The organism is Intestinibacillus sp. Marseille-P6563 (assembly GCF_900604335.1).
In the GTDB taxonomy this organism is placed as follows: domain Bacteria; phylum Bacillota; class Clostridia; order Oscillospirales; family Butyricicoccaceae; genus Butyricicoccus_B.
In genome coordinates, this window is record NZ_UWOD01000002.1 from 229,013 (window position 1) to 251,869 (window position 22,857).

Genomic DNA, 22,857 nt, shown 5'->3' on the forward strand with positions numbered 1-22,857 from the left:
ATCCTTCCACTCTTTTTTAGTTTTATTCGCTTAATGTAATCGTAGGACGCTCTTCCTGCATCGACGAGTTCATCATCTGATCCCAGATGCTGTTGACTTCTTCCATGCAGTTAAAGTAAATGTTGGTTAGCTTATTCGACGGGATACCCAATTCCTCTGCATACTGCGTGATGTGCTTCCAATCCGCCTTTTCATAGCTGATGACGAGATCCAGGAGCTTGCCTCCGTTGCCCTCATGCTTGATCAGTGCATTGCGCAGTTCATCTACCATCGGGATGTCCGCCAAAATTTCTTCCATCGGTGCATCGATCAAATACTCCAGCGTGGAGAACATACCCAGCAGATATGCTTCCGAAGGCGTCAGCACCGGATTTTTAATGTACTTCTGCAACTCGCTTGCAAAGCTAGCGCGCATAAACGAAATCTTGATAAACTCTTCGGAATCCGAAAGGTTTTCATCCCCTTGACCGCCTGCGCTGAGCAGGTAGACCCATCGCTTGAGCTGATTGAGACCCAAGGTCATAATGGCCTGCTGTACCGAGGTTGTCTTGGTCCGCAGCGCAAAATACGCCGAGTTGGCAATCTTCAGCAAGCTATACGATAGCGTAACATCCATGGAGATGATCTGCTCGATCTCATGGATATCCGGCTCTTCCCGTGTGATCGCAACCACCAGACGGAAGAAGTTGCTGCGCAAATATCCGCTCTGATGAACCTGATTGGCCAGCTTATCGGCCACATAAGCACCCTGCATGCCGTATACCCCAAGGCTTTTCGCCATCTCAAAGAGCTCCTTGGTGTCGATCCCCGTCGCAATGACACGCTTTTTCATGCTGTCTGCCACGCGCATGATGTTTTCTGCGGAAGTCTTCCCAATCGCATGCAAATCAATCTTGATATAAGAAAGGTATTCCATCAGCGCCAAATACCGCGGGACAAACTGAAAATCATTGGCGGCAATCTCATAGCCTTCCTGTACGTACTGCTGTACCAGGTGCATCGCAAAAGGATGGATAATCACGCTATCATCGATCTGGATCACCAGATTTGTATTTTGAAACAAATGCGGTGTCCGTTTCGCCAATAAGGAGCTGGTAAAGGTCATAAACGTACGAGAATTTTTGAGCGCTTTTTCTGAATTCTGCGTCAGAAAATCATAAATCGCCTGTGCGGCTGAAATTTCATTGGAATTTTCCTCGCCGTATGCTTCATTACCGCTCGAATACATGATCTCATAGCCGAGCACATGGCTATCTGCATCTTTGATCGCCTGCCGGACAATATATCTATTCTTTTCCACCGAAATGCACCCTTTCTGTCAATTGCTTACCGGCCTTCTTGGGCTCTGCTCAACAGGCCATCCATTACATCGACCAAATGGCCGATCTCTGGTTTTGAAAGCTGCTCATCTGCACCCAGTTGCTTGCCTTTGATACGCATTTCTTCGGTAACCAACGAGGAGAAAATGATAACCGGAATTTGTTTCAGCACCGGATCGGATTTCACCAGTTTTGTTAAACGGTGGCCATCCATACTCGGCATCTCGATGTCGGTAATGATCAGTGCCACCCGGTCTTTCAAAGCTTCCGGAGATTCCGCAAGCGGCTGCACATAATCCCACAATTCCTGGCCGTTTGCAAACATCGTCAGGTTGGTATACCCTGCTTTATTGAGGGCCTCTTGGATCATGCGGGACAGCAAAATCGAGTCTTCTGCCACCAGAACCGGCAGATTGCGCTCTTTGCGTTCGCCCAGCATTTCAATTTCTTTCATTTGAATGGTCGTTTCCGGTGCAATTTCTGCCACGATCTTTTCAAAGTCCAGAATGGTTACCAGATTCCCCTCACATTGTGCAATGCCGGTGGCAACCCCTTCTTCGCCCCCGGAAATCGTTTTGTCGGGCTTTTGAATATCGGTCCATGAAATACGGCTGATGCCGACCACGGTATGCACCCGAAAAGCGATAAACATCTTATTGAAGTTTGTCACAATGAACAGGTTCCGGCTGTCCGGTTCAAAATGCTGTCCGGTCAGATAATACGGCAGATCGACCACCGTCAGTACAACATCCCGAGGCTTAAAAATACCTTCTACCGCAGGATGCGCATGCGGCATGGGTTTTACCGCGGCACTCATCATAATCTCACGTACCTTGGCAACATTGATGCCATAGAGGTTGTTGTCAATGGTAAACTGCATGATTTCGATTTCGTTGGTACCAGACTCCAACAAAATGTTACCACGTTCATATTCTCTCATTTTCCAATCACTCCTCTTCTGCGCGTCAGAGATATCGCTCGGCTTTACCATAGATTTTAATACATCCTTGCCCGGTTGCAACGTCGAATAACAGCGTACGTGCCGTCGAACCGCCGACATCTTCCCGAACCAAGCGGATACGCTCCTGCTGCAAGACGCGATGTACACTTTCAATGTTTCGCTGTCCAATGTTGCCGAGGTTTCCGTTTCCGGCTACATCGAACATTTTGGCGCCTCCTGCGATCTTGGCCACAATGCGGGACCGCTGCGCGCCCATTTTGACCATACGGTCCAGGGTCATGCGAATACCGGTATCGGCATATTTGAAGGGGGAAGTCCGGTTGGTTTCCATGTTGATCGGCAGCATGATATGAACCAAGGCCCCCAGACGGATCAACGGATCATACAGACAGATGCCAATGCAGGAACCGAGCGCATAGGTAATCAAGGTTCCTTCATTGCGCGTCATCTTCATATCCGCGATACCAATCGTTAACTTATTCATTCCAGAATCCCCAGTCGATTGAGTAAATAATTCAGGGAACGTACATCTGGTGCGAGCAGCAGACGGCACGGCACCTCTTTCCCCTCTACAATAAAACTGCCGCCGATCAGCATAATATAATCCGACTGATTACCATATGCAGCCATGGGTACAGTGATGATCGCACCCTGCATATCAATCGAAATTTGCGGAACCGAGGGGGTAATCCGTACCCCACTCAGGCCGGACAAAGCGTTCACGAACGAGGAAATCAAAATATTTCCCGCTTCGATAATCGCAGAATTCTCCATTTCGGTCAGCTGGGAATAGTCATCGATCTGCATATTCATCATACGGCCCAAAAGCAAATTGATGGCATCGAGCTGGAATAATGCCAGCATCAGGCCGTTGATCTCACCACCCAGGCTGGAAATGATACCCGCCGAAATGGTTTCAAAGCCGCCCAGCTGTTCTACGGCTTCATTAAATTCCAGGATCTGTACCTTGGGAAGTGGGATGCGTACCTCGACCCCGAGCAGTGCGGAAAGGGCCGTGGCCGCGTTGCCGGTACCAATACTCCCGATCTCACGCAGCGCGTCGATCTGAAGGGAGTTCATTTCTTCATATTTTTTCAGTTCCACAAGTCACACTCCTTTTTTAACCATTGCGCAGGCCGTTGATGGTGGATTCGATCTCATCCTGTGTCTGCGTCATTTTCAAAGCATACGAGAACGAACGCTGCGCTTCGATCACCTTGGCAAATTCCGTAGCAATATCGGTGTTGGACATTTCGAGCATGCCGTGTACCGCAGTACCCGTTCCGGCGAGCACCGGACCGTTCTTTGCGACCGGCAAGTACCGGTTGTCCCCCAAATGCTGCATGCCATCCGTATTGGCAAAGTCAAAAACACCGACGGCATAGGTCGCTTCCGCGTCATCGGTCATGGGGATGGGCTGCTGGTTCTGATTCAGCACATAATTGCCCTGCGGATCGCACAGATAATAGGTCGTCTGACCGCCCTGCATCACGCTGCCCCAATGGAAAACACCAGCGCGGGTATAGCTGACCTGATTGGTCTGCGGGTCGCGTACGGCAAAAAATCCATCGCCCTGGATGGCGTAGTTTTGTCCGTCTGTCCGGGTCATCATGGCGCCGGGCGCAAAGTCGGTCGTGGTCTGGATCATGCGGCTGCCCGAACCACGGGGCAGCTGCGCATTTTCCGGTCCAACCAGATTGCGGTATAACAGATCGGCAAACTGTGCCTGTTCGCCCTTAAAGCCAACCGTATTGACATTCGCCAGGTTATTGGCGGTTACATTCAGGCGCTGCTGCTGCTGCGATGCAGCAACCGCTGCGGCATAAAACGACTGGTTCATCGATGCATTGCTCCTATTACAATAAATTTGGACAGGAAAGCCGGACAGCCAGTCCGGCTTTCCCTCCATCTCGTGCCTAAGCTACAATGAGAGGAGCAACTGGCTGACCAATCACTCCTTGGGCTTGTATGTCCGTGTGAAAGACTGTTAGCCATCCTCTCGTTGCAGCGTTCGATTTAAGCAGGTTGAACCACCGGATGTCGGAGAGTTCGTGTCACACAATAGATTGAATCGGCAGCGAGAAAAGATGGATTCCGGTTGCAGATTCTTTGTATTGGAGGAATGTGAATGAACTGCGTTGGCATCGATGTTTCCAAGGGTAAGAGCATGATTGCAGTCATGCGGCCCTTCGGAGAGGTAGTGGTTTCACCCTTTGAAGTACGTCACACCGCCAATGAACTGAGCGAGCTGGCAGGACTGCTCAAAAGCCTGGACGGCGAGACCCGTGTGGTGATGGAATCCACGGGTAATTACCATGCTCCGGTGGCCTGGCTGCTCCACGACGCGGGCCTTTATGTCTCGGTAGTCAATGCAATGCTGGTGCATGACTACGGAAACAACAGTTTAAGACGGGCCAAAACCGACAAAAAGGATGCCGTAAAGCTGGCCAACTACGGTCTTGACCACTGGCTCACATTGCCGAGATATATCCCGGAGGAGGATACCCGACTCATGCTGAAAATCTGCTACCGGCAGTACCAACAGTATTCCAAAGTTCAGACCATGCTGAAGAATAACCTGATCTCCCTGCTGGACACCACCTTCCCAGACGCAAATCGCTTGTTTACCAGTCCGCCCCGCGCCGATGGCAGCGAGAAGTGGGTGGACTTTGTCGCTACTTTTTGGCATTGCGAGTGCGTTTGTGGCCGGTCTGAGAAGGCCTTTACTACCCAATACCAGAAGTGGTGCAGAAAGCACGGCTACAATTTCAGCGAGGATAAGGCGCTGGATATTTATGCCTCTGCTTGCAGACACTTCGGTGTCATACCGAAAACGGATACGGCAAAACTTTTGGTAGAACAGGCCATTTCTCAACTCCAGACAACTTCTTCCGCGTTAGCTGCTCTCAAACAGGAGATGCAATCCCTGGCAGCTTCTCTGCCGGAGTATCCTGTAGTGATGGGGATGTTTGGTGTTGGCCCAACCCTCGGCCCTCAACTCCTGGCTGAAATTGGCGATGTACGCCGTTTTCATTCCAAAAAAGCGTTGGTTGCCTTTGCGGGTATTGACGCCCCGCCCTACCAATCCGGTCAAATAGATGTCCGTAGCCGTAGCATTTCCAAGCGAGGATCTGCCTCACTGCGCAGGACGCTCTTTCTGGTGATGAGCGTCATCCTGCAATGTGCTCCAATAGACGAGCCGGTGTACCAGTTCATGGACAAGAAACGCTCTGAAGGCAAGCCATATCGTGTCTACATGATGGCCTCTGCCAACAAGTTCCTGCGCATCTACTACGCTTCTGTGAAAGCCTACTTGGAATCCCTGGAGCACGACTGATTTTTACACTCTATACCATCTGGCTGGCCGCCGTTTTAATTTTGAGATGCTCAGCGGCTTGATTTTGTATTGCATTTTTTCGCCTCCCTAAAAATCTGAAATTTCTACTTGACTTTTATTAGCAGGTCTTTCACATTACACGCGGCCAACATCGGTCGATGTTTTGGTCATAAGCTGATCATACATCTTGCTGAGCTGTGAAGCACTTTGCAATGCACGCTGGCAAGTAATCATCTCGGTCATTTGCTGCACCAGATTGATGTTCGAACGTTCAATCATCTCGTGATGGATCACAAACCCCGTGGCCGCCTGCGGCTGTACATTTGCGGTGAACATGCCTTCCCCGGACTTTTGCAGCTGCTGCGCCGGATCATTGAACGCAAAGACACCCAGCTGGCCCAGAACCTGCCCGTTTTCGGTTGTGATCGTGCCGTCGTTCGATGCCTGGATCTTGTCGATCCCCAGATAGATGGGCTGGCCATTGCTGCCCAGGACACGTCCCTGGCCGGCCAGATACAGATACCCCTGGTCGTCCAGCATGAACGAACCATTGCGGGTATAGGCCGTGCCGTCGGCCGTCTGAACGGCAAAATACCCCCCGCCCTCGATCGCAAAATCAAGGGGCAAACCGGTCGCTTGCAAAGCACCCTGGGAGTGGTCGGTATAGACCTCGTCCAAGGCTGTGACATAGCTGGTCGTTGTCCCTAAGGGCTGGGGGTTTTTGATTTTGTTGCCGATGCGGCTGCGCATCACTTCGTCGAAGGTCGTATCGGCATATCGGTCCGCCTTATAGCCTGCTGTGGCGGTGTTGCTCATGTTGTTGCCCACAACATCCAGGTTGCGGGACTGGGTCAGCATGGCCGACGTTACATTATAGAAGCCTTTATACATGGATTCCTACCTCCCTGTTATGTACCATTGATGTAATTCTGCATGCTCACCCGCAGCTTCCGGATTGCATTGGAATGGATCTGCGAAACGCGCGGCTCGCTCACGCCAAGCACTTGCGCAATCTCTTTCATTTGCAGAGATTTTTGATAGTACAGCGATAGCACGAGCTGTTCATTTTCCCGTAGTTCCCCGATGCTTGCCTTGAGCACTTCAAACATTTCTTTTTTCTGCATGTGCTCTTCGGGCTGCATATCTTCATCGCTTTGCGGCAATTTTTTGGTGGGCATTTCCGAATCCCGGTCGTCCAACAACATATCCAGGGAGATCACATTTCCAAAAGCTGTTTTGGCCACTTCTTCCTGGTACCGTGTTTCGCTGAGCCCCAGGTGTTTGGCCACTTCTGCATCGGTGGGGGTGCGTCCGAGTTCATCGAACAGGGTCGCTTTGGCTTCATCGATCTCGCGCAGCCGCTTGCGTACCGAACGCGGTACCCAATCCTGCCGCCGGGCCAGATCGATGACCATCCCCCGCAGACGTTTGCATACAAAGGTTTCAAATTTTACATTGTGACTGAGGTCAAATTTATCGAGCGCATTCATAAGGAGGATAATACCTTCATTAATCATATCATCGACCTGTGCGAAGCCAACATAAACCCCTCGGAGCTTCAGGGCGATATTTTTTACCAAATAAGCGTACCGCATGACCAGCACTTTCTTCAGTTCCGGATCGCCGGTGCGCTTATATTCCACGAGCAACGCCTCGTTTGGCATGTCGTCCCATTGCTTCTGCTTATCCAAGGTGTTCTCCCCCTTCTTGCGTGTGTGCCATTTTAGGATAGCGTGATGTTTCCAAGCGACTGGATCTGCACGTTGGTTACGATCTCATTGAACGAAAGCACGGTCAGATCTGGATAGAACTGTTCCAGCAGCCGACTCAGATAGATGCGGATGATGTGGCTGGTCAACAGGATGGGCTTTTGCGACAAATCGGAAAACTTTTTGATATATTCGCCGATCTGCCCCAGGAGTGTCTGCATGACTTCGGGGCCCAGAGCCAGATATACGCCCTGGTCGTTCTTGGTCATGCTGGCAACCAGCTTTTTCTCTACATCGGCATCCAATGTGATCACGCTCAAACGGCCATCTTCGCAGAACCGATGGGTGATTGTCCGTCGAAGCTGTGCACGCACACTTTCGGTAATTAAGTCGGTATCCCTTGTGATGGCCAGCGCATCGACGGTGGTTTCCACGATGGTGCCCAAATCCTTGATCGGGATGCCTTCCTTGAGCAGATTGCACAGGATTTTTTCCAACATGGCATACGAAATGACGTTCGGGAAAGCCTCCTCCACAAGCTGGGGAGCGGTCCGTTTCAGGTTCTCCACCAACTGGATGGTTTCTGCACGGTTGAGCAGTTCATACGTGTGTTTTTTGACCGTTTCAGACAAATGCGTCAGCATAACCGACAAAGGATCGATGACGGTATAGCCATAGATTTCGGCCATTTCCTTGTTCTCGGGCAAAATCCACCGGGACGGAATGCCATAGGCCGGTTCCACGGTTTCAATGCCTTCGATCTCACCCGCCGGATTGGACGGCTCCAGAGCCAAATAGTAATCCAGCAGGATTTCGCCGCGGGCGATTTCTTCGCCCTTGATTTTAATGACATACTGGTTGGTACCCAGCATGGAAGCATCGCGCAAGCGAATCGATGGGATCACAAAGCCCATTTCCTGCGCATATTGCCGGCGGAAAATCACGATACGGCTAATCAGCTTACCGCCGCTCGATTCATCCACCAACGGAATCAAACTATATCCAAATTCCATCTCGATCGGCTCGACATGGATCAGAGAATAGACATTGTTGACATCCTTGTAGTAATCCATTTCCGACTGCTGGGCTTCGGCCTCCTTGCGGGCGGCCTCCTGCACAGCCGGAAGTTCCTCCTGCTGCTTTTCCAACATCTCCATCTTGTGTGCTACGCGACGGCTCAGGAGAATGAGCCCAGCCGAAATCAAAATCAGCTGTATATGCGGGGTGCCGGGCACAACCGCAAAAAGCGCCAAGATACCGCCTGCGATCATCAAGGCCCGGGGCTGTGCCAGGAACTGCTTGATGACGTCTTCGTTCAGGCTGCCTTCGGACACCGAACGGGTAACGATCATGCCTGTTGCGGTCGAAATCATCAGCGCCGGAAGCTGGGATACCAGACCGTCACCGATGGTCGCGATCGAATAGACGCTGAGCACTTCGCTGATGGTCATGCCCGACTGAATCACACCGATGATCGAACCTGCGATAAAGTTGATCGCGGTGATGATGATCGACATGATCGCATCGCCTTTGACGATCTTGGTAGCACCGTCCATGGCGCCGTAGAAGTCCGATTCACGCTGGATCTTATTGCGGCGCAGCTTGGCTTCCTGCTCATTGATCAGGCCGGAAGACAGGTCGGCGTCGATCGCCATCTGTTTACCGGGCATGGAGTCCAGGGTGAATCGCGCAGCAACTTCTGCAACGCGTTCGGCACCCTTGGTGATAACGATGAACTGCATCAAAACGATGATCAGGAAGATGATGACACCGATGACGACGTTGCCTTGGATAACGAATTCACCGAATGCCTTGATGACCTGACCGGCATCGCCGCCGCGCGACAGAATCGAACGAGTGGAGGAGACATTGAGTCCCAACCGGAACAGCGTGGTAATGAGCAAAATCGATGGGAAAATCGAAAACTCAAGCGGCTCATGGATATTCATCGTGATAAGCAAGATGATGAGTGCCAGAGCGATGTTGATGATAAAGAAAACATCGAGCAGGAACGGCGGGAGCGGAATCAGGATGAATAGTACGATGACCACTACGAACACCGATATGACATTGTCAAAAATTCGTCTCATAGTTCCACCATTTCTGTACGAGTTTTTTTGCTAAATTCAAAGGGTTTTATGATTGAGTTTATAGATGTAAACAAGAACTTCGGCGACCGGACCATATTGGTCGGGCGGGATGATCCCACCGATTTCGGCCCCTGCATAGAGCGCCCGCGCCAGTGGCTTGTTTTCGACCACCGCGACATGATGTTCCTCTGCCACTGCGACGATGCGCAGCGCGATTTCATCCTGTCCCTTGGCCACAACCACGGGGGCGACATCTTTGCCGGGCCGGTATCGCAGCGCGACAGCAAAGTGGGTCGGGTTACGGATGACCACATCCGCGCCCGGGACGGCCTGCATCATACGGGACTGGGCCATCTTGCGCTGCAATTCTTTGATTTTACCTTTGACTTTCGGATCGCCTTCGGTCTGTTTATATTCTTCTTTAATTTCCTCTTTGGTCATGCGCAGGTCACGTTCAAACTGCCAGCGCTGGTAAAGATAATCGAAAAAGGAAATGACGACAAATGCTATGCCGACCTCCACCAGCAGTTGGAAACCCAAATCCCGCATGGAGGCAAGCGAAACACCGATGTCGGAATCCATATACTGCGAAAATTGCAGCAGGGACCCACTGACAAATCGATAAATCAGGATCAACAAGATCGTAATCTTGAGTACATTTTTGAAAACTTCAACGATACTTTTCAGCGAAAATAATCGTTTGATTCCTTCCAAAGGGTTCAGCCGGTTAAACTTGGGCCGCAGAGCCTCAAACGAAACCAGCAGCTTGGTCTGTGCAAAAGTTGCCACCACAGCCGCCAGGACCGTAGCCAGCAGCGGCAGCGCCGAAGCTTTTGCCACGGTGCCGATCATATGGCTGGCCAGTTCGCTTCCGACCTCATTCAAGCCCTGATTGGGTACATTACCAATCACCTGGAAGCAATACTGGATGAACTCATCCAGAGCGCTGACCATAATGGGGATGCCAAACCGCAGTGCGATATAGCTGGCGAATAACGTCGCAACCGCAACCACATCCTGGCTGAACATGACGTTACCTTTTTTTCGTTCGTCACGTCTTCGTTTTGGTGTGGCCTTTTCGGTCTTTTCACCCGCTCCGCCCGGCATTTTGTTCCCCCCTTTGGGTGCTCATCAGACCGATGCCATCATTCGCATCGCATCTTCAATGGATACTAACATTTGCTTTTCCAGGCTCAGGATAAATTCGCCAACGAGCGGCAGCAAAAGGATGACCAATCCCATACCCAGGATGATCTTCAATTCAAAGTTGATCGCAAATACGTTGATCTGCGGAATGACCTTCATCAAAATACCCATACCCAGCTGACCGATCAATTCGGCCGCGAGAATGGGTAAGCTTAGTTTTATCGCCAGCACCGTGCACGATACGAACATTTCGAGCACATAGGTCACTGCCTGCGGGCCAAACATCACGCTGCCAAACGGAATGACCTGCCCGGAATTGAGCAAGATGCGCAACAGCGTGATATGGCCGCCTGCTGCAAAGAACAGCAGCACCATCATGATTTGATAGATCGTGCCGGTCATGGAAACGTTCGTGCCCATCGAAGGGTCGTATGTTTCCGACATACTCATGCCCATCTGCGTATCGATGAGATTGCCGGCCTGCAAAACCACATAAAAAAAGAAATGCACCAAAAGAGCAACCAGATACCCAAGCGCCAGTTCCAGCAGCAGTCTGACCGCCAATTCAATCACCGTTGTCGGGATCGCTGGCGGTGTGTTGGCCGTCAGAGAATAGACACTGATGGCCATCACCAGACTCACGCCTGCCTTCACCATCGCCGGGACCTCGGACCGGCCACCCCACAAGGGGTTAAACACAACAAATCCCGTCATCCGCATCAAAATGAATAAGAAGAGTGTTAATTGTGCTTGGTCGATCATGTGTATCCCCTTCGGTTATCCCAACATTTGCGTGAAAATCATCCGTGTAAACTCCTGCATGGTGGTCAGCATCCAATTGCCGCCAATCAGCATAAATGCAATGACAAGCAGGAGTTTTGGAACAAACGTCAACGTTTGTTCATGGATCTGTGTTGCGGCCTGAAAGATGGCGATCAGGATACCGACTGCCATACTTGCAATCAGCATTGGGCCGCCGAGCTTCAACGCGACCCAAATGCCTTGCCGCAAAAGATCAATGATTTGATTCTGATCCAAGACCTATCCTCCTTTTCCCCGTCAGCGGAAGCCCTGCGCCAGCGTGGAAAACAAAAGCTGCCAGCCATCCACTGTGATAAACAGCAGTAATTTAAACGGCATGGAGATCATCGACGGCGGCAACATGATCATACCCATACTCATCAGGGTCGATGAAACAATGATATCGATCAGCAAAAACGGAATGAACAGGAAAAAGCCGATTTGGAACGCGGTTTTGAGTTCGCTCGTCATGTAGGATGGAATGACCACCCGCATGGCAAGCTGCATCGCTTCCTCATCGTTTGCCGGTTCGTCGACCTGTGCCAGATCACAAAACAGCCGCAAAGACGATTCCTCGGTATTGCGCAGCATAAATTCCTTCAGCGGCTGCTTGGCCCGATTGATCGCTTCTTCCTGCGTGATTTCCTGACGGGTATAGGGATCATAGGCATTTTGTTTGATGTCCGTCAGAACGGGGTTCATGATGAACAAGGTCAGGAACAGGGCAATCCCAATCAGCACCATATTCGGCGGGTTTTGCTGTGTGCCCATCGCGGTCCGCAAAAAGGACAGCGAAATGATGATTCGGGTAAACGAAGTCATCATAATCAGGATCGAGGGCAGCAAGGTGATGATGGTTGTGAGGAATAGGATCTCCAGTGTTTGCACACTGTCGCCGTTTACATTGATTAGACCTTCCGGCATGTACGATCCCCCTTACGGTTTCTTGCTTTTCCGATGCAGCGCATCGAGAATATCGGAAAATTTGAGCGTTTCTACGCTTCCCTGCCCCGAACTGTCTGTCCGCCAATGGTGTGCCTCTTCTTCGGTCAGTTCGGCAATCGTTGTGATATGTTCTCCCGAAATGCCAAGAACAAACCAGCGGGACCCCACACGAACCACGGTCAGCATCTTGTTTTGTCCCAGCGGCAGACGATCATAAACCTGCATGTGTCGGCCGCCGGTCCGCATCCGTATGTTATTGCCCGCAGCAATGCGCCGTGTGAACCAGTAGGCCAGGTATAAAATCACCACGACGCACAGCAGCATCCCAATCAGCGAAAGCCAATCCTTCATCTGTAAATTACGGCTGGCCGACGATCGAGCTTACGGTTTTGATGATACGATCGGGCTTAAACGGCTTTACGATAAAGTCCTTAGCACCCGATTTGATTGCTTCGATAACCATGGCCTCCTGGCCCATGGCCGAGCACATAACGACCGATGCATTGGGATCGGACTTGCGGATCTCCTTGAGTGCCTGCAAGCCGTCCATGTTCGGCATGGTGATGTCCATAATAACCAGATCCGGATGGATCTCCGCATATTTTGCGACTGCTTCTGCGCCATCGCTTGCTTCAACGGTATCCGAATATCCATTTTCATTGAGCGTATTTTTTACCATCATTCGCATAAATGCGGCGTCATCCACCAAAAGAATCTTTGCCATTGTTGTACCCATCCTTTTCTTGTTTAAAAGATTTTATGTATCAAGCCCCTGGCCATTAAAGGTCTTCCAGAGCCAGCGGTTCAATGATTTCTGCAATGCGCAGTCCAAAGCTATCATCGACTACGACGATATCGCCTTTGGCGATGCATTTGCCATTGACATACAGGTCTGCACGGTCACCCGCCAAGCGGTCCAAAACGACCAGCGAACCCTTTGTATAATTGAGGATATCCTTGACGCGACGTCTGGTGCGGCCAATTTCGACGGCCACATCCACCGGCACGGTCATCAGAAGATCCAGATTGCTTTCCTGCTCTTCGCTCAGCTGAGTTGTCTGCGAATCCAGGGTCGGCATTTCCGGCTTGGTTGTTTTGATCATCTTGGGCTCTGCCGGTTTTTGCTGCGGTGCCTGCTGCTGCGGCGGCATGCCATAATACATCGGCGGATAGCCATACGGCGGATACGGCATACCAGCATACGGCTGCATCATATTCGGAGCACCAGCCTGCGGCTGCATCGGCTGCTGCATTTGTGCTGCCGGCTGCATCGGAACCGCTTGCTGCATTTGCTGCGGCATCTGCTGTGCTACGGGCTGCTGCGGCATTTGCATGGGAGGCATCTGTGCCGGTTGCTGCTGTGGCTGCGGTGCAGCGGCCGCGGGCTGCTCGGGCTGCGGGCTGGCCGGAGCCGGAGCCGGTTCACTCGCTGCAGCTCTCGCCATCAACCGTTCGATTTCTTCCTGGCTGAGGGTCGCCCCGCCGCCGGCATCGCTGCTTGCTGCGGCCGGTTCAGGCGCCGGAGCCGGTGCCGGTTCGCTCGGTGCAGCGCTCGCCATCAAGCGCTCGATCTCTTCCTGGCTGAGGGTTGCCCCGCCGCCAGCATCACTGCTTGCTGCCGGTGCTTCTACCGGCTGCTCGGCTGCGGGCGGTGCCACCGCCGGTGCCGGTTCGCCCTCTGGCAGGCCAACATCGGCGCCGCCGATGCCAAAGCCTTGCAGCAGTTCCCGAACCAGATCCATGCTCAATGCGCTCATGAACTCGCTTTCGACCGCATCTTCGATCGACAGCTGGAACCGAACGACAACCAGCATGCCATCTGCCGGGAAGTATTTCTCGATAAATTCATCCAGACTTTGGATTTCAAAAGCCTTCGGCGTCGAAATATTGACCATACGGCTCAGGAAATCCGACATGGCTGTCGATGCAGCGCCCATCATCTGGTTCATGACCTCACAGATGGCGCTCATGTTCAGCTCATTGATCTGAAAATCTTCATCGTCTGTGGATGTGCCCATGAGGATATCGACAATGGCACGCACGTCGCTGCGCTTGAGCAGCATGATGTTGCTGCCGCTCAGACCTGCCACATAGTCGATCTTCACGCCGATTGCCGGCTGCACATCCCCCAACGAGAATTCACTGGCTGAAACTACACTTACCGTCGGTGTCGTGATATCCACACGCCTTGCGAGCATATTGGAAACCGCGGTCGCAGAGGAGCCAAGACTGATGTTAAAAATTTCTCCAATCGCATCAATCGCCATTGGACTAAACAAACTCGATCCCATTTTTATTGCTACTCTCCTTTATCCTGCAAGTGATCCAATTCGGGCAACACATACGTCTGGTCTATCCGAACCGCTTTGTTTTTTTGGAACACGCCCATTTTACCGTCAAACCAACGTTTTCCCCCGATATTTAGGAAGACTTTGGAATCCTTTGGCTGATCCAAACAGATCACATCGCCCACATGCAGATGAAAAATATCCGCTAGTTGCAGCGTTGTATGTTGGAATTCTGCCGTGATCTCCAATTCCGAGCCACGCAGATAATCCATGATCTCTTCACTATCCTGCTTGTTCGGCTGGCGCAGGCTGGCTGTTTCCCGGTTCATTTGACCGAAAATATCGCTTAACATCGTTCCGGGTAAGCAGATACTGAATCGTCCCTTGCTTACCGGGGTTCGAATGGTCAGACCCACGATCACAACCGCTTCTTCCAAGCCGATCAACTGTACCAAGGTCGGGTTGACCTCGATGCGTTGAAAGTTGAAATCAATATCAATATAATTTCGCCAGGCATTGGATAAGCCTTCTACCAGATTTCCCATAAAGTCCGCATAGAGCCGCAGCTCAATGTCCGTATATTGGTAATCCGATCCGACTTCGCCTTCGACGTCCCCGCTTCCGCCCAATAGCCGGTCGATCATACTGAGCATGATGCCGGTCGTGATGTGGAACAGAATCGGTTCCTTATCGGCTGCATCGTCTATGGAATTATCCACCAAGGTGAGTACATCTCGTTCGGAAAGCGCATTGGAGAATTCAAAATACCGCAATTCCTCGACCGATTCGACTTCCAGCTCGCACGACATATGCAGCAAGGCGCTGAACCGGGAGGATAAAATTCGCACATAGCTTTCAAAGACGCTGCTGATCATCTTTAGACGATCGCGTGTGAATTTCTTTGGACTGTAAAAGTCATATTTGGGGTATTTTTCTTCATCCGATTTTTCCGTATCCGATGACATATCCATCTCGCCATTTCGCGCAGCGGACAACAATGCGTCAATCTGGCTTTGCGATAAAACTTCAGGCATAATACAACAAATCCTTTAATCTTACTTACTCATTGCCCTCTCGAACGGAAAAATACTTGTCAACTCCATTTTCCGCACTTTCCGGATCCAGTCCTGTGATCATGATCTCAACTCTCCGGTTGCGGGCACGCTCTTCCTTCGTATCAAAACCAGCGATCGGACGCCACTGTCCATATCCAACACTGACTAACTTGTCCGGATCAAGGATGTTTTTCTCCTGTAAATAAACTGTGACCGCCGCTGCACGGTTGGAAGCTAGAAAACGGTCCACGGTTGGATTGTTTGCTTGTGTCGGGGAACCCTGCGAGGTATGTCCCATGACACGCAACTCATCGATCAATTGGCTTTCCGGCGCGATTGCCTGTGCAACCTGATCGAGCATAAGCTTACCGGAATCCATCAGCGTAAAGCTGCCGCCTTCAAAAAATACAGCATCCTGGAAGGTGATAAATACATAATCTGCGCCGCGGGTTACGGCCATCTGTTCGTTTAGGTTGTTTTTATCACTGTAATCTTTCAGGGCCATCGCCATCTGATCGAGCGCCTGATTGACTTCTTCCTCTGTAATCGTATCCTTTTCTTCATTTTCCAGCCCAGTTCCCTGACCCGGAGTCCCCATTGTTTCCGAGGTGGTTTCCCGCTGGAAACTTTGCACGATCATTGCCCATTTGGTTTCATTGATCGTCGACATGCTATACAGCAGAACAAAGAAGCAGAGAAGCAACGTGACCATATCGCCATATGTATCCTGCCAGTTCGCGCCGCCTCCGCCTTTTCTCCGTCTCTTCATAGCCCTGTATCATCCCCTCACTGAGAGCCTTCGTGTTATTCTTCGTCGGCGCCCGCTTTCTTCTTTTTGCCACGACCCTTTCGGCCGCCGCCTTCCCCAGAAGCAGACTGCTCCAGGAAACCTTCCAGCTTTTCCCGAATAAACTTCGGGTTTTCACCGGACTGGATCGCCATAACGCCTTCTACCACCAACTGGCGGCACAGACATTCTTCTTCGTCACGGGTGCGCAAGTTGTTTGCAATCGGGTTAAAGATCAGGTTTGCCAAAAGAACGCCATAGAAGGTGGTGATCAATGCAACACCCATATCCTTACCAATGGACGAACTGCCGCTTTCCGGGTCCATATTCACCAGCATGTTGATCAGACCGATCAGCGTACCGACCATGCCGAATGCCGGTGCCGCAGCCGAAGCTTTTTCATACATGGACGCCACATCATCATGACGTGTGCTCAGCTGTTCAATGTCGCTGGTGAGCATTTCTCGAACTTTATCGGCATCATTACCATCGACAATCAGCATGATCGCCTTTTTGAAAAAGGGATCGTTCAATTGATTGGCACGTTCTTCCAGCGCCAGCAGGCCGCTTTTACGAGCGATCTGTGCGAACTCGACTGCTTCATCAATGACCGCTGCCGGGTTAAATTTCTTCTGGTTAAAGATGATGCCGATATGCCGCGGGAACTTGGCAATCATTTTCCCTGGATGACCTGCGATAATGGTTGCCAAGGTACCGCCCAGTACAATGAAAATACTGGCTGCATCACCAAAGTTCTGCAACTGTGTGAAATCGAACGGGCCTGGATCGCCGCCAATTGACATACCCAAAACCAGCAGGACAAAGCCGCCAACAATACCAAGTACAAAAGTTAAATTCATCGTTCCTTCATTCCTCTGCTAACACCCCAAACACAGGGCGATTATTAGAATGCTTTTCTCTATTATCAGACTTCCCGTCGATCGGAAATCGAAATTTCACGGTAAATATCGCGCACTTTCGCCGTATAATTCTGAATTAGATGCACGACCTGTTCGGGCGATTCGCGTACGATATAGTAATCATGGTTCATCATAATAATCTTTGTTTCCGGGATCATTTCAATGGTTTCGATTTGCATGTGGTTTAACAAAAATTGTTCTCGGTTGAGTTTTGTGAGTCGAATCATAGTTCCTCTCCCCTCCCCATTGACCAGATTCCGGGGCGCCTGCGGATGCCGCAACGTGCATCCGCAGGATACTCCGAAAGTTCCATTCAAATTTTAATTAGCGCTTCATGCTAACCAGATCGGAAAGCATTTCATCGGTGACTGTGATAATTTTGGTGTTTGCCTGGAAACCACGCTGTGTGGTGATCAGATCGGCAAATTCGGTTGCGATATCGGTCTTGGATGCTTCCAGGCCGCCCGACAGGATCTGCGTCGGACCAACGCCGGTCAGAAGCTGATTATCACCATTCGCATCATCATTATTTAAATACTTGTTTTCACCAATAACTTGGCCGCAAGTACCAACGGTAACATCACCTGCATTATTACCGGCCTTATAATAACCATCACTTTCTTTAGTCAAACCATTCGGGTTAATGACACTGCCAATGGCAATGACACCGACTGTGATGCTCTTGTTGTCCTGCGTGGTCAATGTAACAACGCCATTATTATCCACGCTCATATTCAAGCCGTTCACATTATCGATTCGATTCTCCGAATCAACAGGATTACCATTCACATCTGTAGGATATCCTATTGCTGTACCGTCATCCTGATCCGTTAAGTGTGGATAAAGTGGTGTGCCTTCCGGAATAGTATCTTTCGTTGGGTCACCCGAAGATTGAGCTGATACTGGCAAACGAATCGGACGCAAGGTTGTATCCCACTCACCTTCGATTATCGCACCAGTGTCTTCTTCGCCCAAAGGCATAAAGCCATAGACACAGTTGCCTTTTGCATCTACAAGGTATCCATCTGAGTCCAGCGAAAAATTACCGACACGTTTTAATGTCAAATCATTCGGGTCGGTCACACCATCCGACTTCTGCCCAACTAGGAAAAAGCCGTTGCCGTTTAAGTAAAGATGCGACGGCACACCGGTCATGGCATAGGTGCCGCCAGTCATATTCAGGTCAATGGACGAAACCTTCGAACCATAACCGATCTGAGAAGCGTTCGTACCACCATACTGCGCGCCGCCAGCCGTACTATTGCTGATCGACGTGTACATGGATTCGGAAAACGAAGTAATGCCGGGCTTAAAGCCATAAGTATTTGCGTTGGCAATGTTGTTGCCGATTACATTCATTTTCTGCATGTGGGTCTGAAGACCCGCAATCGCAGCGTACATGGAACCTGTCATAAGTGTTTGTATGCTCCTTCCGAGGAAAACGTGGCGCTATCGAAAGCTGTCAAACGGACAAACTTTCAAAGCATCCCGAAGGACCTGCCTTCTTCTTTTATTTTAGAAGAACAGCGCCGTCGATATTAGTAAATATGTTGTTCTGCATTTCATCTTGTGAGATGGCCGTCACCACACGGTTCTGCGGCACGTTGACGATAAATGCCCGACTCGCATCGAACACCAGAATATTTCTCGCGCCCTTTTCCTGTGCGAGCTGAGCCGAATCGCTTAAGCGGTCGATCAAGTCTGCACTCATTTCAATGCCGCGTTCTTCGGCGCGCATTTGTGCATGCTTGGAAAATTCGACCTTGGGAGCCGCTGGCTGTGCAGTACCGACTGATTCCATTCGCTGCCGCAGCAGTTCACCGAATGTACCAGCTTCCGCAACGTTTTGTCCTGCCCCTGTGCTGGGACCGGGAACCATCCCGTGGCTCGTTAAGCGTTCAATCATATCTTTTGAGTGCCCTCCGTTCCACCTTCGGGTGGCTCGGTACCGCCTTCGCCGCCTTCGCCGCCATCGCCGCCTTCACCCGGCTCTTCGGGTTCTTCTTCTTCCGGCAATTTACCAACTGCCATAATATCACTGAGATAATACTGCTTGCCGTCGACAAAAATGACCTGCTCGCCGTTATAGGTTGCCGATCCGGTCACTTCGCCCACGATCTCTTTCAGCGAACCACCTTCATACTGACCAATGGTTACGGTCTTGCCAACCAAAGATGCAGCATAACTCATCGTTGCGGCATCGGTCATGGTTGCCATAGCCTGAATCGTCGACATGGAGATCAGCTGATTCATCATGTCACTGGTCGAAGCGGGATTTTCAATATCCTGATTTTGAAACTGCATGACCATAAGTTGGAGAAAGTCCTCCATAGTCAGCGTCAAATTATCCGAACTGCTGTCTTGCATATACCCGCTGTTGTCGGTTTTGGTAGTACCAGTGGTTTTTGTGGTCGTGTTGGCATTGGCAGCCATCACAGTCGAAGACATCCGCGCCACGGTTGGGGTAAATAAATCGCTCATTTCCGTTCACTTCCTTCCATCAAACTGTTTCAAGCTGGAACAAACCCAAGCGGAGCTGGTTCATGAAGTTATCCTGCTCTTCTTTGCGCTGGGGCTGCTGACGCTCCTCCTGCCGGGACTGCTGCTGATTGTGTCCATCATATTGCGGCTGTTGCTGCTGCTCCTGCTGCTGCACCTGAATGTTGACATTCTGACCGGTACGGTCTTCCATCAGGACGCCCAAGCTACCGGCATGCTGTGCAAGGAGCGAAACGGTTTTGGAGTTTTCCGCATAGATGACTACACCCAGCTTATCCCCATGCTGCGTCAGCTCGATGGTGATTTGACCCAAGTGTTCGGGCTTGAGCTGTACCTGCACCTTATCCCCGACGGTCTTGAGTTCGGCCTGGATGGTATCTGCCAGCTGCTTATCCACATTCGCGGTCGTATCCAGGGTCTGCGTCGCATCGCCAACCTTCACCGGTACCGACTCAACATCCTGGAAAAGCGGCTGCTCTCCCGCATTGGCGACAACCACCGGCTCCTTGTTCTGCCCAGATTCCTGTTCCTGCGGAGCTTTCAGCTCAGTTACAACAGTCTCCTGTGCGGTCGCGGTCTGGGGCTGCTGGGTTTCGGTTGCGGTTTGTACCTGCGGTGTTACGGTCTGCTGCTGCGACTGTGCCGGAACTGCGGTTGCATTGGTCTGCGGCTGCACCTCAGTCAAGGTCGGCATTTCCACATTGGCAGTCTGTGCGGCCTGTGTCTGCGGAGCTGTCTGACCCGGCATGGTCGTTTCGACTACGGTCTGTGCGACAACGGTCTGTGCAACATTCTGCACCAGAGGCGTTTGCACGGCTGCGACATCCGGCTGGACCTCGATCACTTGCGGGGTCGGCTGCTGCGACATCATGGCGGCCAAAAGCTGCTGGGCATTGGTCACGTCCTGCTCTTGTCCGGGTACCTTGGGGGTTTCCGGCTGCTCAGGCTTTTCCTGCACCTGGGTATCCTTTGCCGGCGTCTGGTTGGAAGTCGTATCCTTTTTGTTCGAAACGTCCTCCCGCTTCTGGTTCAGCATGTCCTCAAAGGTGCTGTCCTGATCCTTCCGGTTGCCCTGACTCTGCATCACATCGTTCCGCTGCATCAGCTGCATCAGCAACGAAATGGTCTGTGTATCCACTCTTTCTCACCTCCTTTCCCTGGGGTCTTCGGCCCGCTTACGGTCAATAGGACGATGCCTTGGCCATCACGCGGGCCGTCGACACAAATTCATCGATAAATTGTTCTTCACTTTTCTGTACGGACTTGCGGTAGAGTTCCAATTTCTTTTCTTTGAGCTTTTCGATCGTCGCCTTATCGGTCTTGGCCGCGATCACTTCATTGCGCTTGGCTTCTTCATCCTTGCGGTAGTTGTCAAGCACCTGCTGCGCTTTTTGGATTTCGCGCTCCTGCGCACGCAGCATCACGTCAAAACCAAAGGCATCGGCAATGGTCATGCCTTCGCATTTACGCCGGCGGTATTCCTGATTCACGGTTTCAAACTCGTTTTGCAGAGCATCCACCTTGGCTTCCTGCTCGCGCACACGGGCCAAAGCAGCCGCGTGCTCAATTCGCAGAGCATCGAGAAGCTGTTCGCGATAATGCAGCACCGTTTCCATTGAAAATCGAAACTTCTTCATTGGAACCATCTCCCCTTATGTAATCCCCATTATTGAGTCATCGCAAAATCTTTTCCAACATTTCCAGGCTTTGATCGTAGGTAAAAGATTCTTTGATGCCTTGCATCAAGAATTCGTTGATCCGGTCAATTTTCGAGATCGCATAGTCCAGTCGGGGATTGGTCCCGGCCTTGTATGCGCCAATGGCCAGCAGATCTTCGTTCTTTTCATAGATACTCAAAATATCGCGTAGCTTGCCTGCGAGTTTCATATGCTCGGGCGAAACAATCTCGGTCATCAGACGAGAAATGCTGGCCGATACATCAATCGCAGGAAAATGGTTGGCATTTGCCAGTTTACGCGATAGGACGATATGCCCGTCCAAAATACCGCGTACGGTATCGGCGATCGGTTCGTTTGTATCATCACCTTCTACCAGCACGGTGTACACACCGGTGATCGAGCCGCGTTCAAAATTGCCGCTGCGTTCGAGCAGCTTGGGCAATTCGGCGTAGATCGAAGGTGTATAACCGCGGGCGACCGGCGGTTCCCCAACCGCCAGGCCGATTTCGCGCTGCGCCATGGCAAAACGTGTCAGCGAGTCCATCATCAGCAGAACATCCAGCCCCTGATCGCGGAAATATTCGGCAATCGCGGTTGCAACCGATGGACATTTCATCCGCAGCATCGCAGGCTGGTCGGATGTTGCTACTACCAGAACCGAGCGGCGCATGCCCTCTTCGCCCAAGTCTTTTTGCACGAATTCGAGCACTTCGCGTCCACGTTCGCCCACCAGCGCAATGACGTTGATATCCGTCTTTACGTTCTTGGCGATCATGCCCATGAGCGTGGACTTGCCGACACCGGAACCGGCGAAGATGCCGATACGTTGTCCCTTGCCAATGGTGAGGGTGGAATCGATGGCACGGACGCCAAAATCCACACGCTCCCGGATCGGCGGGCGCGTCAGCGGGTTGATATAGGGACTGTCTACATAGTAGCTGTCCCCTTCGGGAAAGGGGGCCAAACCGTCGATTGGTTTGCCCATAGCGTTGATGATGCGGCCGCGGAGGAAATCCCCCACTTGCAGCCGCAAGCGCCGTCCTGTATTGCGTACAAAACTGCCGGGAGCCAGACCATTCATATTTTGATATGGCATCAAAAGCATGCGGTCACTTTTAAAGCCCACCACTTCGGCCAGCACCTGACTGTTCGACTCCGCCGAATAGATGCGGCAGATGTCGCCGATCGCCCCGCGGCCACCGGACGACTCGATCGACATGCCAACGATGTTTTCGATCTTGCCGGTGCGGCTGAGCATATCGCCGTCTTTGATTTGTTGGATTACCTGCTCGAACATGGTGTGTTTACTCCCTCAAACCGG

At 51.4% G+C, this 22,857-nt stretch carries 26 protein-coding genes; 1 reads left to right on the forward strand and 25 read right to left on the reverse strand.

Going from position 1 to position 22,857, the window contains the following annotated elements; all coding sequences use genetic code 11:
• Positions 1-22: 22 nt before the first annotated feature.
• Genes EFB11_RS09235 through EFB11_RS09255 form a run of 5 tightly spaced genes read right to left on the reverse strand, consistent with a single transcriptional unit; the run spans position 23 to position 4,120 of the window.
• On the reverse strand, positions 23-1,300 hold the full coding sequence (locus EFB11_RS09235) for an EAL and HDOD domain-containing protein (protein ID WP_243115200.1): 1,278 nt from the start codon (positions 1,298-1,300) through the stop codon (positions 23-25).
• A 26-nt stretch (positions 1,301-1,326) separates the two neighbouring features.
• Positions 1,327-2,259 carry a chemotaxis protein gene (locus EFB11_RS09240; RefSeq protein ID WP_122789960.1) on the reverse strand — a complete coding sequence of 311 codons (933 nt, stop codon included), beginning with the start codon at positions 2,257-2,259 and terminating at the stop codon, positions 1,327-1,329.
• A 25-nt stretch (positions 2,260-2,284) separates the two neighbouring features.
• On the reverse strand, positions 2,285-2,764 hold the full coding sequence (locus EFB11_RS09245; RefSeq protein ID WP_122789961.1) for a chemotaxis protein CheD: 480 nt from the start codon (positions 2,762-2,764) through the stop codon (positions 2,285-2,287).
• Positions 2,761-3,384 carry a chemotaxis protein CheC gene (locus tag EFB11_RS09250; protein WP_330510778.1) on the reverse strand — a complete coding sequence of 208 codons (624 nt, stop codon included), beginning with the start codon at positions 3,382-3,384 and terminating at the stop codon, positions 2,761-2,763. Before EFB11_RS09250 ends, EFB11_RS09245 begins: the two co-directional genes overlap by 4 nt.
• Positions 3,385-3,400: 16 nt before the next feature.
• Entirely contained in the window at positions 3,401-4,120 is a 720-nt protein-coding gene (locus tag EFB11_RS09255) for a flagellar hook-basal body protein (RefSeq protein ID WP_122789962.1), read from the reverse strand.
• Positions 4,121-4,408: 288 nt separating this feature from the next.
• Here EFB11_RS09255 and EFB11_RS09260 point away from each other — a divergent pair, with 288 nt between their 5' ends.
• Positions 4,409-5,617, forward strand: coding sequence for an IS110-like element ISEnfa110 family transposase (locus EFB11_RS09260; RefSeq protein WP_002382856.1), 1,209 nt, complete (start codon positions 4,409-4,411; stop codon positions 5,615-5,617).
• Between the two features lie 135 nt (positions 5,618-5,752).
• Here the strand turns inward: EFB11_RS09260 and EFB11_RS09265 are convergent, their stop codons facing one another.
• The 20 genes from EFB11_RS09265 to fliI all read right to left on the reverse strand — a co-directional run bounded on the left by EFB11_RS09265 (position 5,753) and on the right by fliI (position 22,833).
• Positions 5,753-6,508 carry a flagellar hook-basal body protein gene (locus tag EFB11_RS09265; RefSeq protein ID WP_122789963.1) on the reverse strand — a complete coding sequence of 252 codons (756 nt, stop codon included), beginning with the start codon at positions 6,506-6,508 and terminating at the stop codon, positions 5,753-5,755.
• 17 nt (positions 6,509-6,525) lie between these two features.
• A complete protein-coding gene (locus EFB11_RS09270; RefSeq protein ID WP_122789964.1) occupies positions 6,526-7,308 on the reverse strand; it encodes a sigma-70 family RNA polymerase sigma factor in 783 nt (260 codons plus the stop codon).
• Between the two features lie 32 nt (positions 7,309-7,340).
• Positions 7,341-9,416, reverse strand: coding sequence for a flagellar biosynthesis protein FlhA (flhA, locus tag EFB11_RS09275; RefSeq protein WP_122789965.1), 2,076 nt, complete (start codon positions 9,414-9,416; stop codon positions 7,341-7,343).
• Positions 9,417-9,452: 36 nt separating this feature from the next.
• Positions 9,453-10,523: a flagellar biosynthesis protein FlhB gene (gene flhB / locus EFB11_RS09280; RefSeq protein ID WP_122789966.1), complete on the reverse strand. Its 1,071-nt coding sequence runs from the start codon at positions 10,521-10,523 to the stop codon at positions 9,453-9,455.
• Positions 10,524-10,547: 24 nt separating this feature from the next.
• Positions 10,548-11,324 carry a flagellar biosynthetic protein FliR gene (locus EFB11_RS09285; RefSeq protein ID WP_122789967.1) on the reverse strand — a complete coding sequence of 259 codons (777 nt, stop codon included), beginning with the start codon at positions 11,322-11,324 and terminating at the stop codon, positions 10,548-10,550.
• Between the two features lie 15 nt (positions 11,325-11,339).
• Positions 11,340-11,600, reverse strand: a complete 261-nt coding sequence (gene fliQ, locus EFB11_RS09290; RefSeq protein ID WP_122789968.1) for a flagellar biosynthesis protein FliQ — start codon at positions 11,598-11,600, stop codon at positions 11,340-11,342.
• Between the two features lie 21 nt (positions 11,601-11,621).
• Positions 11,622-12,287 carry a flagellar type III secretion system pore protein FliP gene (gene fliP / locus EFB11_RS09295; RefSeq protein WP_122789969.1) on the reverse strand — a complete coding sequence of 222 codons (666 nt, stop codon included), beginning with the start codon at positions 12,285-12,287 and terminating at the stop codon, positions 11,622-11,624.
• 12 nt (positions 12,288-12,299) lie between these two features.
• Positions 12,300-12,659, reverse strand: a complete 360-nt coding sequence (gene fliO / locus EFB11_RS09300; protein ID WP_122789970.1) for a flagellar biosynthetic protein FliO — start codon at positions 12,657-12,659, stop codon at positions 12,300-12,302.
• 7 nt (positions 12,660-12,666) lie between these two features.
• A complete protein-coding gene (locus EFB11_RS09305) occupies positions 12,667-13,032 on the reverse strand; it encodes a response regulator (RefSeq protein ID WP_122789971.1) in 366 nt (121 codons plus the stop codon).
• 55 nt (positions 13,033-13,087) lie between these two features.
• Positions 13,088-14,599: a flagellar motor switch protein FliN gene (gene fliN, locus EFB11_RS09310; protein ID WP_122789972.1), complete on the reverse strand. Its 1,512-nt coding sequence runs from the start codon at positions 14,597-14,599 to the stop codon at positions 13,088-13,090.
• Positions 14,600-14,607: 8 nt separating this feature from the next.
• Positions 14,608-15,630 carry a flagellar motor switch protein FliM gene (locus tag EFB11_RS09315; RefSeq protein WP_122789973.1) on the reverse strand — a complete coding sequence of 341 codons (1,023 nt, stop codon included), beginning with the start codon at positions 15,628-15,630 and terminating at the stop codon, positions 14,608-14,610.
• A gap of 25 nt (positions 15,631-15,655) precedes the next feature.
• Positions 15,656-16,420: an OmpA/MotB family protein gene (locus tag EFB11_RS09320; RefSeq protein ID WP_122789974.1), complete on the reverse strand. Its 765-nt coding sequence runs from the start codon at positions 16,418-16,420 to the stop codon at positions 15,656-15,658.
• 35 nt (positions 16,421-16,455) lie between these two features.
• A complete protein-coding gene (locus EFB11_RS09325; protein WP_122789975.1) occupies positions 16,456-17,298 on the reverse strand; it encodes a motility protein A in 843 nt (280 codons plus the stop codon).
• A gap of 65 nt (positions 17,299-17,363) precedes the next feature.
• Positions 17,364-17,585: a flagellar FlbD family protein gene (locus EFB11_RS09330; protein WP_122789976.1), complete on the reverse strand. Its 222-nt coding sequence runs from the start codon at positions 17,583-17,585 to the stop codon at positions 17,364-17,366.
• Positions 17,586-17,682: 97 nt separating this feature from the next.
• Positions 17,683-18,771, reverse strand: coding sequence for a flagellar hook-basal body complex protein (locus EFB11_RS09335; RefSeq protein ID WP_122789977.1), 1,089 nt, complete (start codon positions 18,769-18,771; stop codon positions 17,683-17,685).
• A 97-nt stretch (positions 18,772-18,868) separates the two neighbouring features.
• Positions 18,869-19,264: a TIGR02530 family flagellar biosynthesis protein gene (locus EFB11_RS09340; RefSeq protein ID WP_243115201.1), complete on the reverse strand. Its 396-nt coding sequence runs from the start codon at positions 19,262-19,264 to the stop codon at positions 18,869-18,871.
• A complete protein-coding gene (locus EFB11_RS09345; protein ID WP_122789978.1) occupies positions 19,261-19,839 on the reverse strand; it encodes a flagellar hook capping FlgD N-terminal domain-containing protein in 579 nt (192 codons plus the stop codon). Before EFB11_RS09345 ends, EFB11_RS09340 begins: the two co-directional genes overlap by 4 nt.
• A 19-nt stretch (positions 19,840-19,858) precedes the next feature.
• A complete protein-coding gene (locus EFB11_RS09350) occupies positions 19,859-20,995 on the reverse strand; it encodes a flagellar hook-length control protein FliK (protein WP_122789979.1) in 1,137 nt (378 codons plus the stop codon).
• A 43-nt stretch (positions 20,996-21,038) separates the two neighbouring features.
• Positions 21,039-21,494, reverse strand: coding sequence for a flagellar export protein FliJ (gene fliJ / locus EFB11_RS09355; protein WP_122789980.1), 456 nt, complete (start codon positions 21,492-21,494; stop codon positions 21,039-21,041).
• Positions 21,495-21,531: 37 nt separating this feature from the next.
• Entirely contained in the window at positions 21,532-22,833 is a 1,302-nt protein-coding gene (gene fliI / locus EFB11_RS09360) for a flagellar protein export ATPase FliI (protein ID WP_122789981.1), read from the reverse strand.
• Positions 22,834-22,857: the final 24 nt, after the last annotated feature.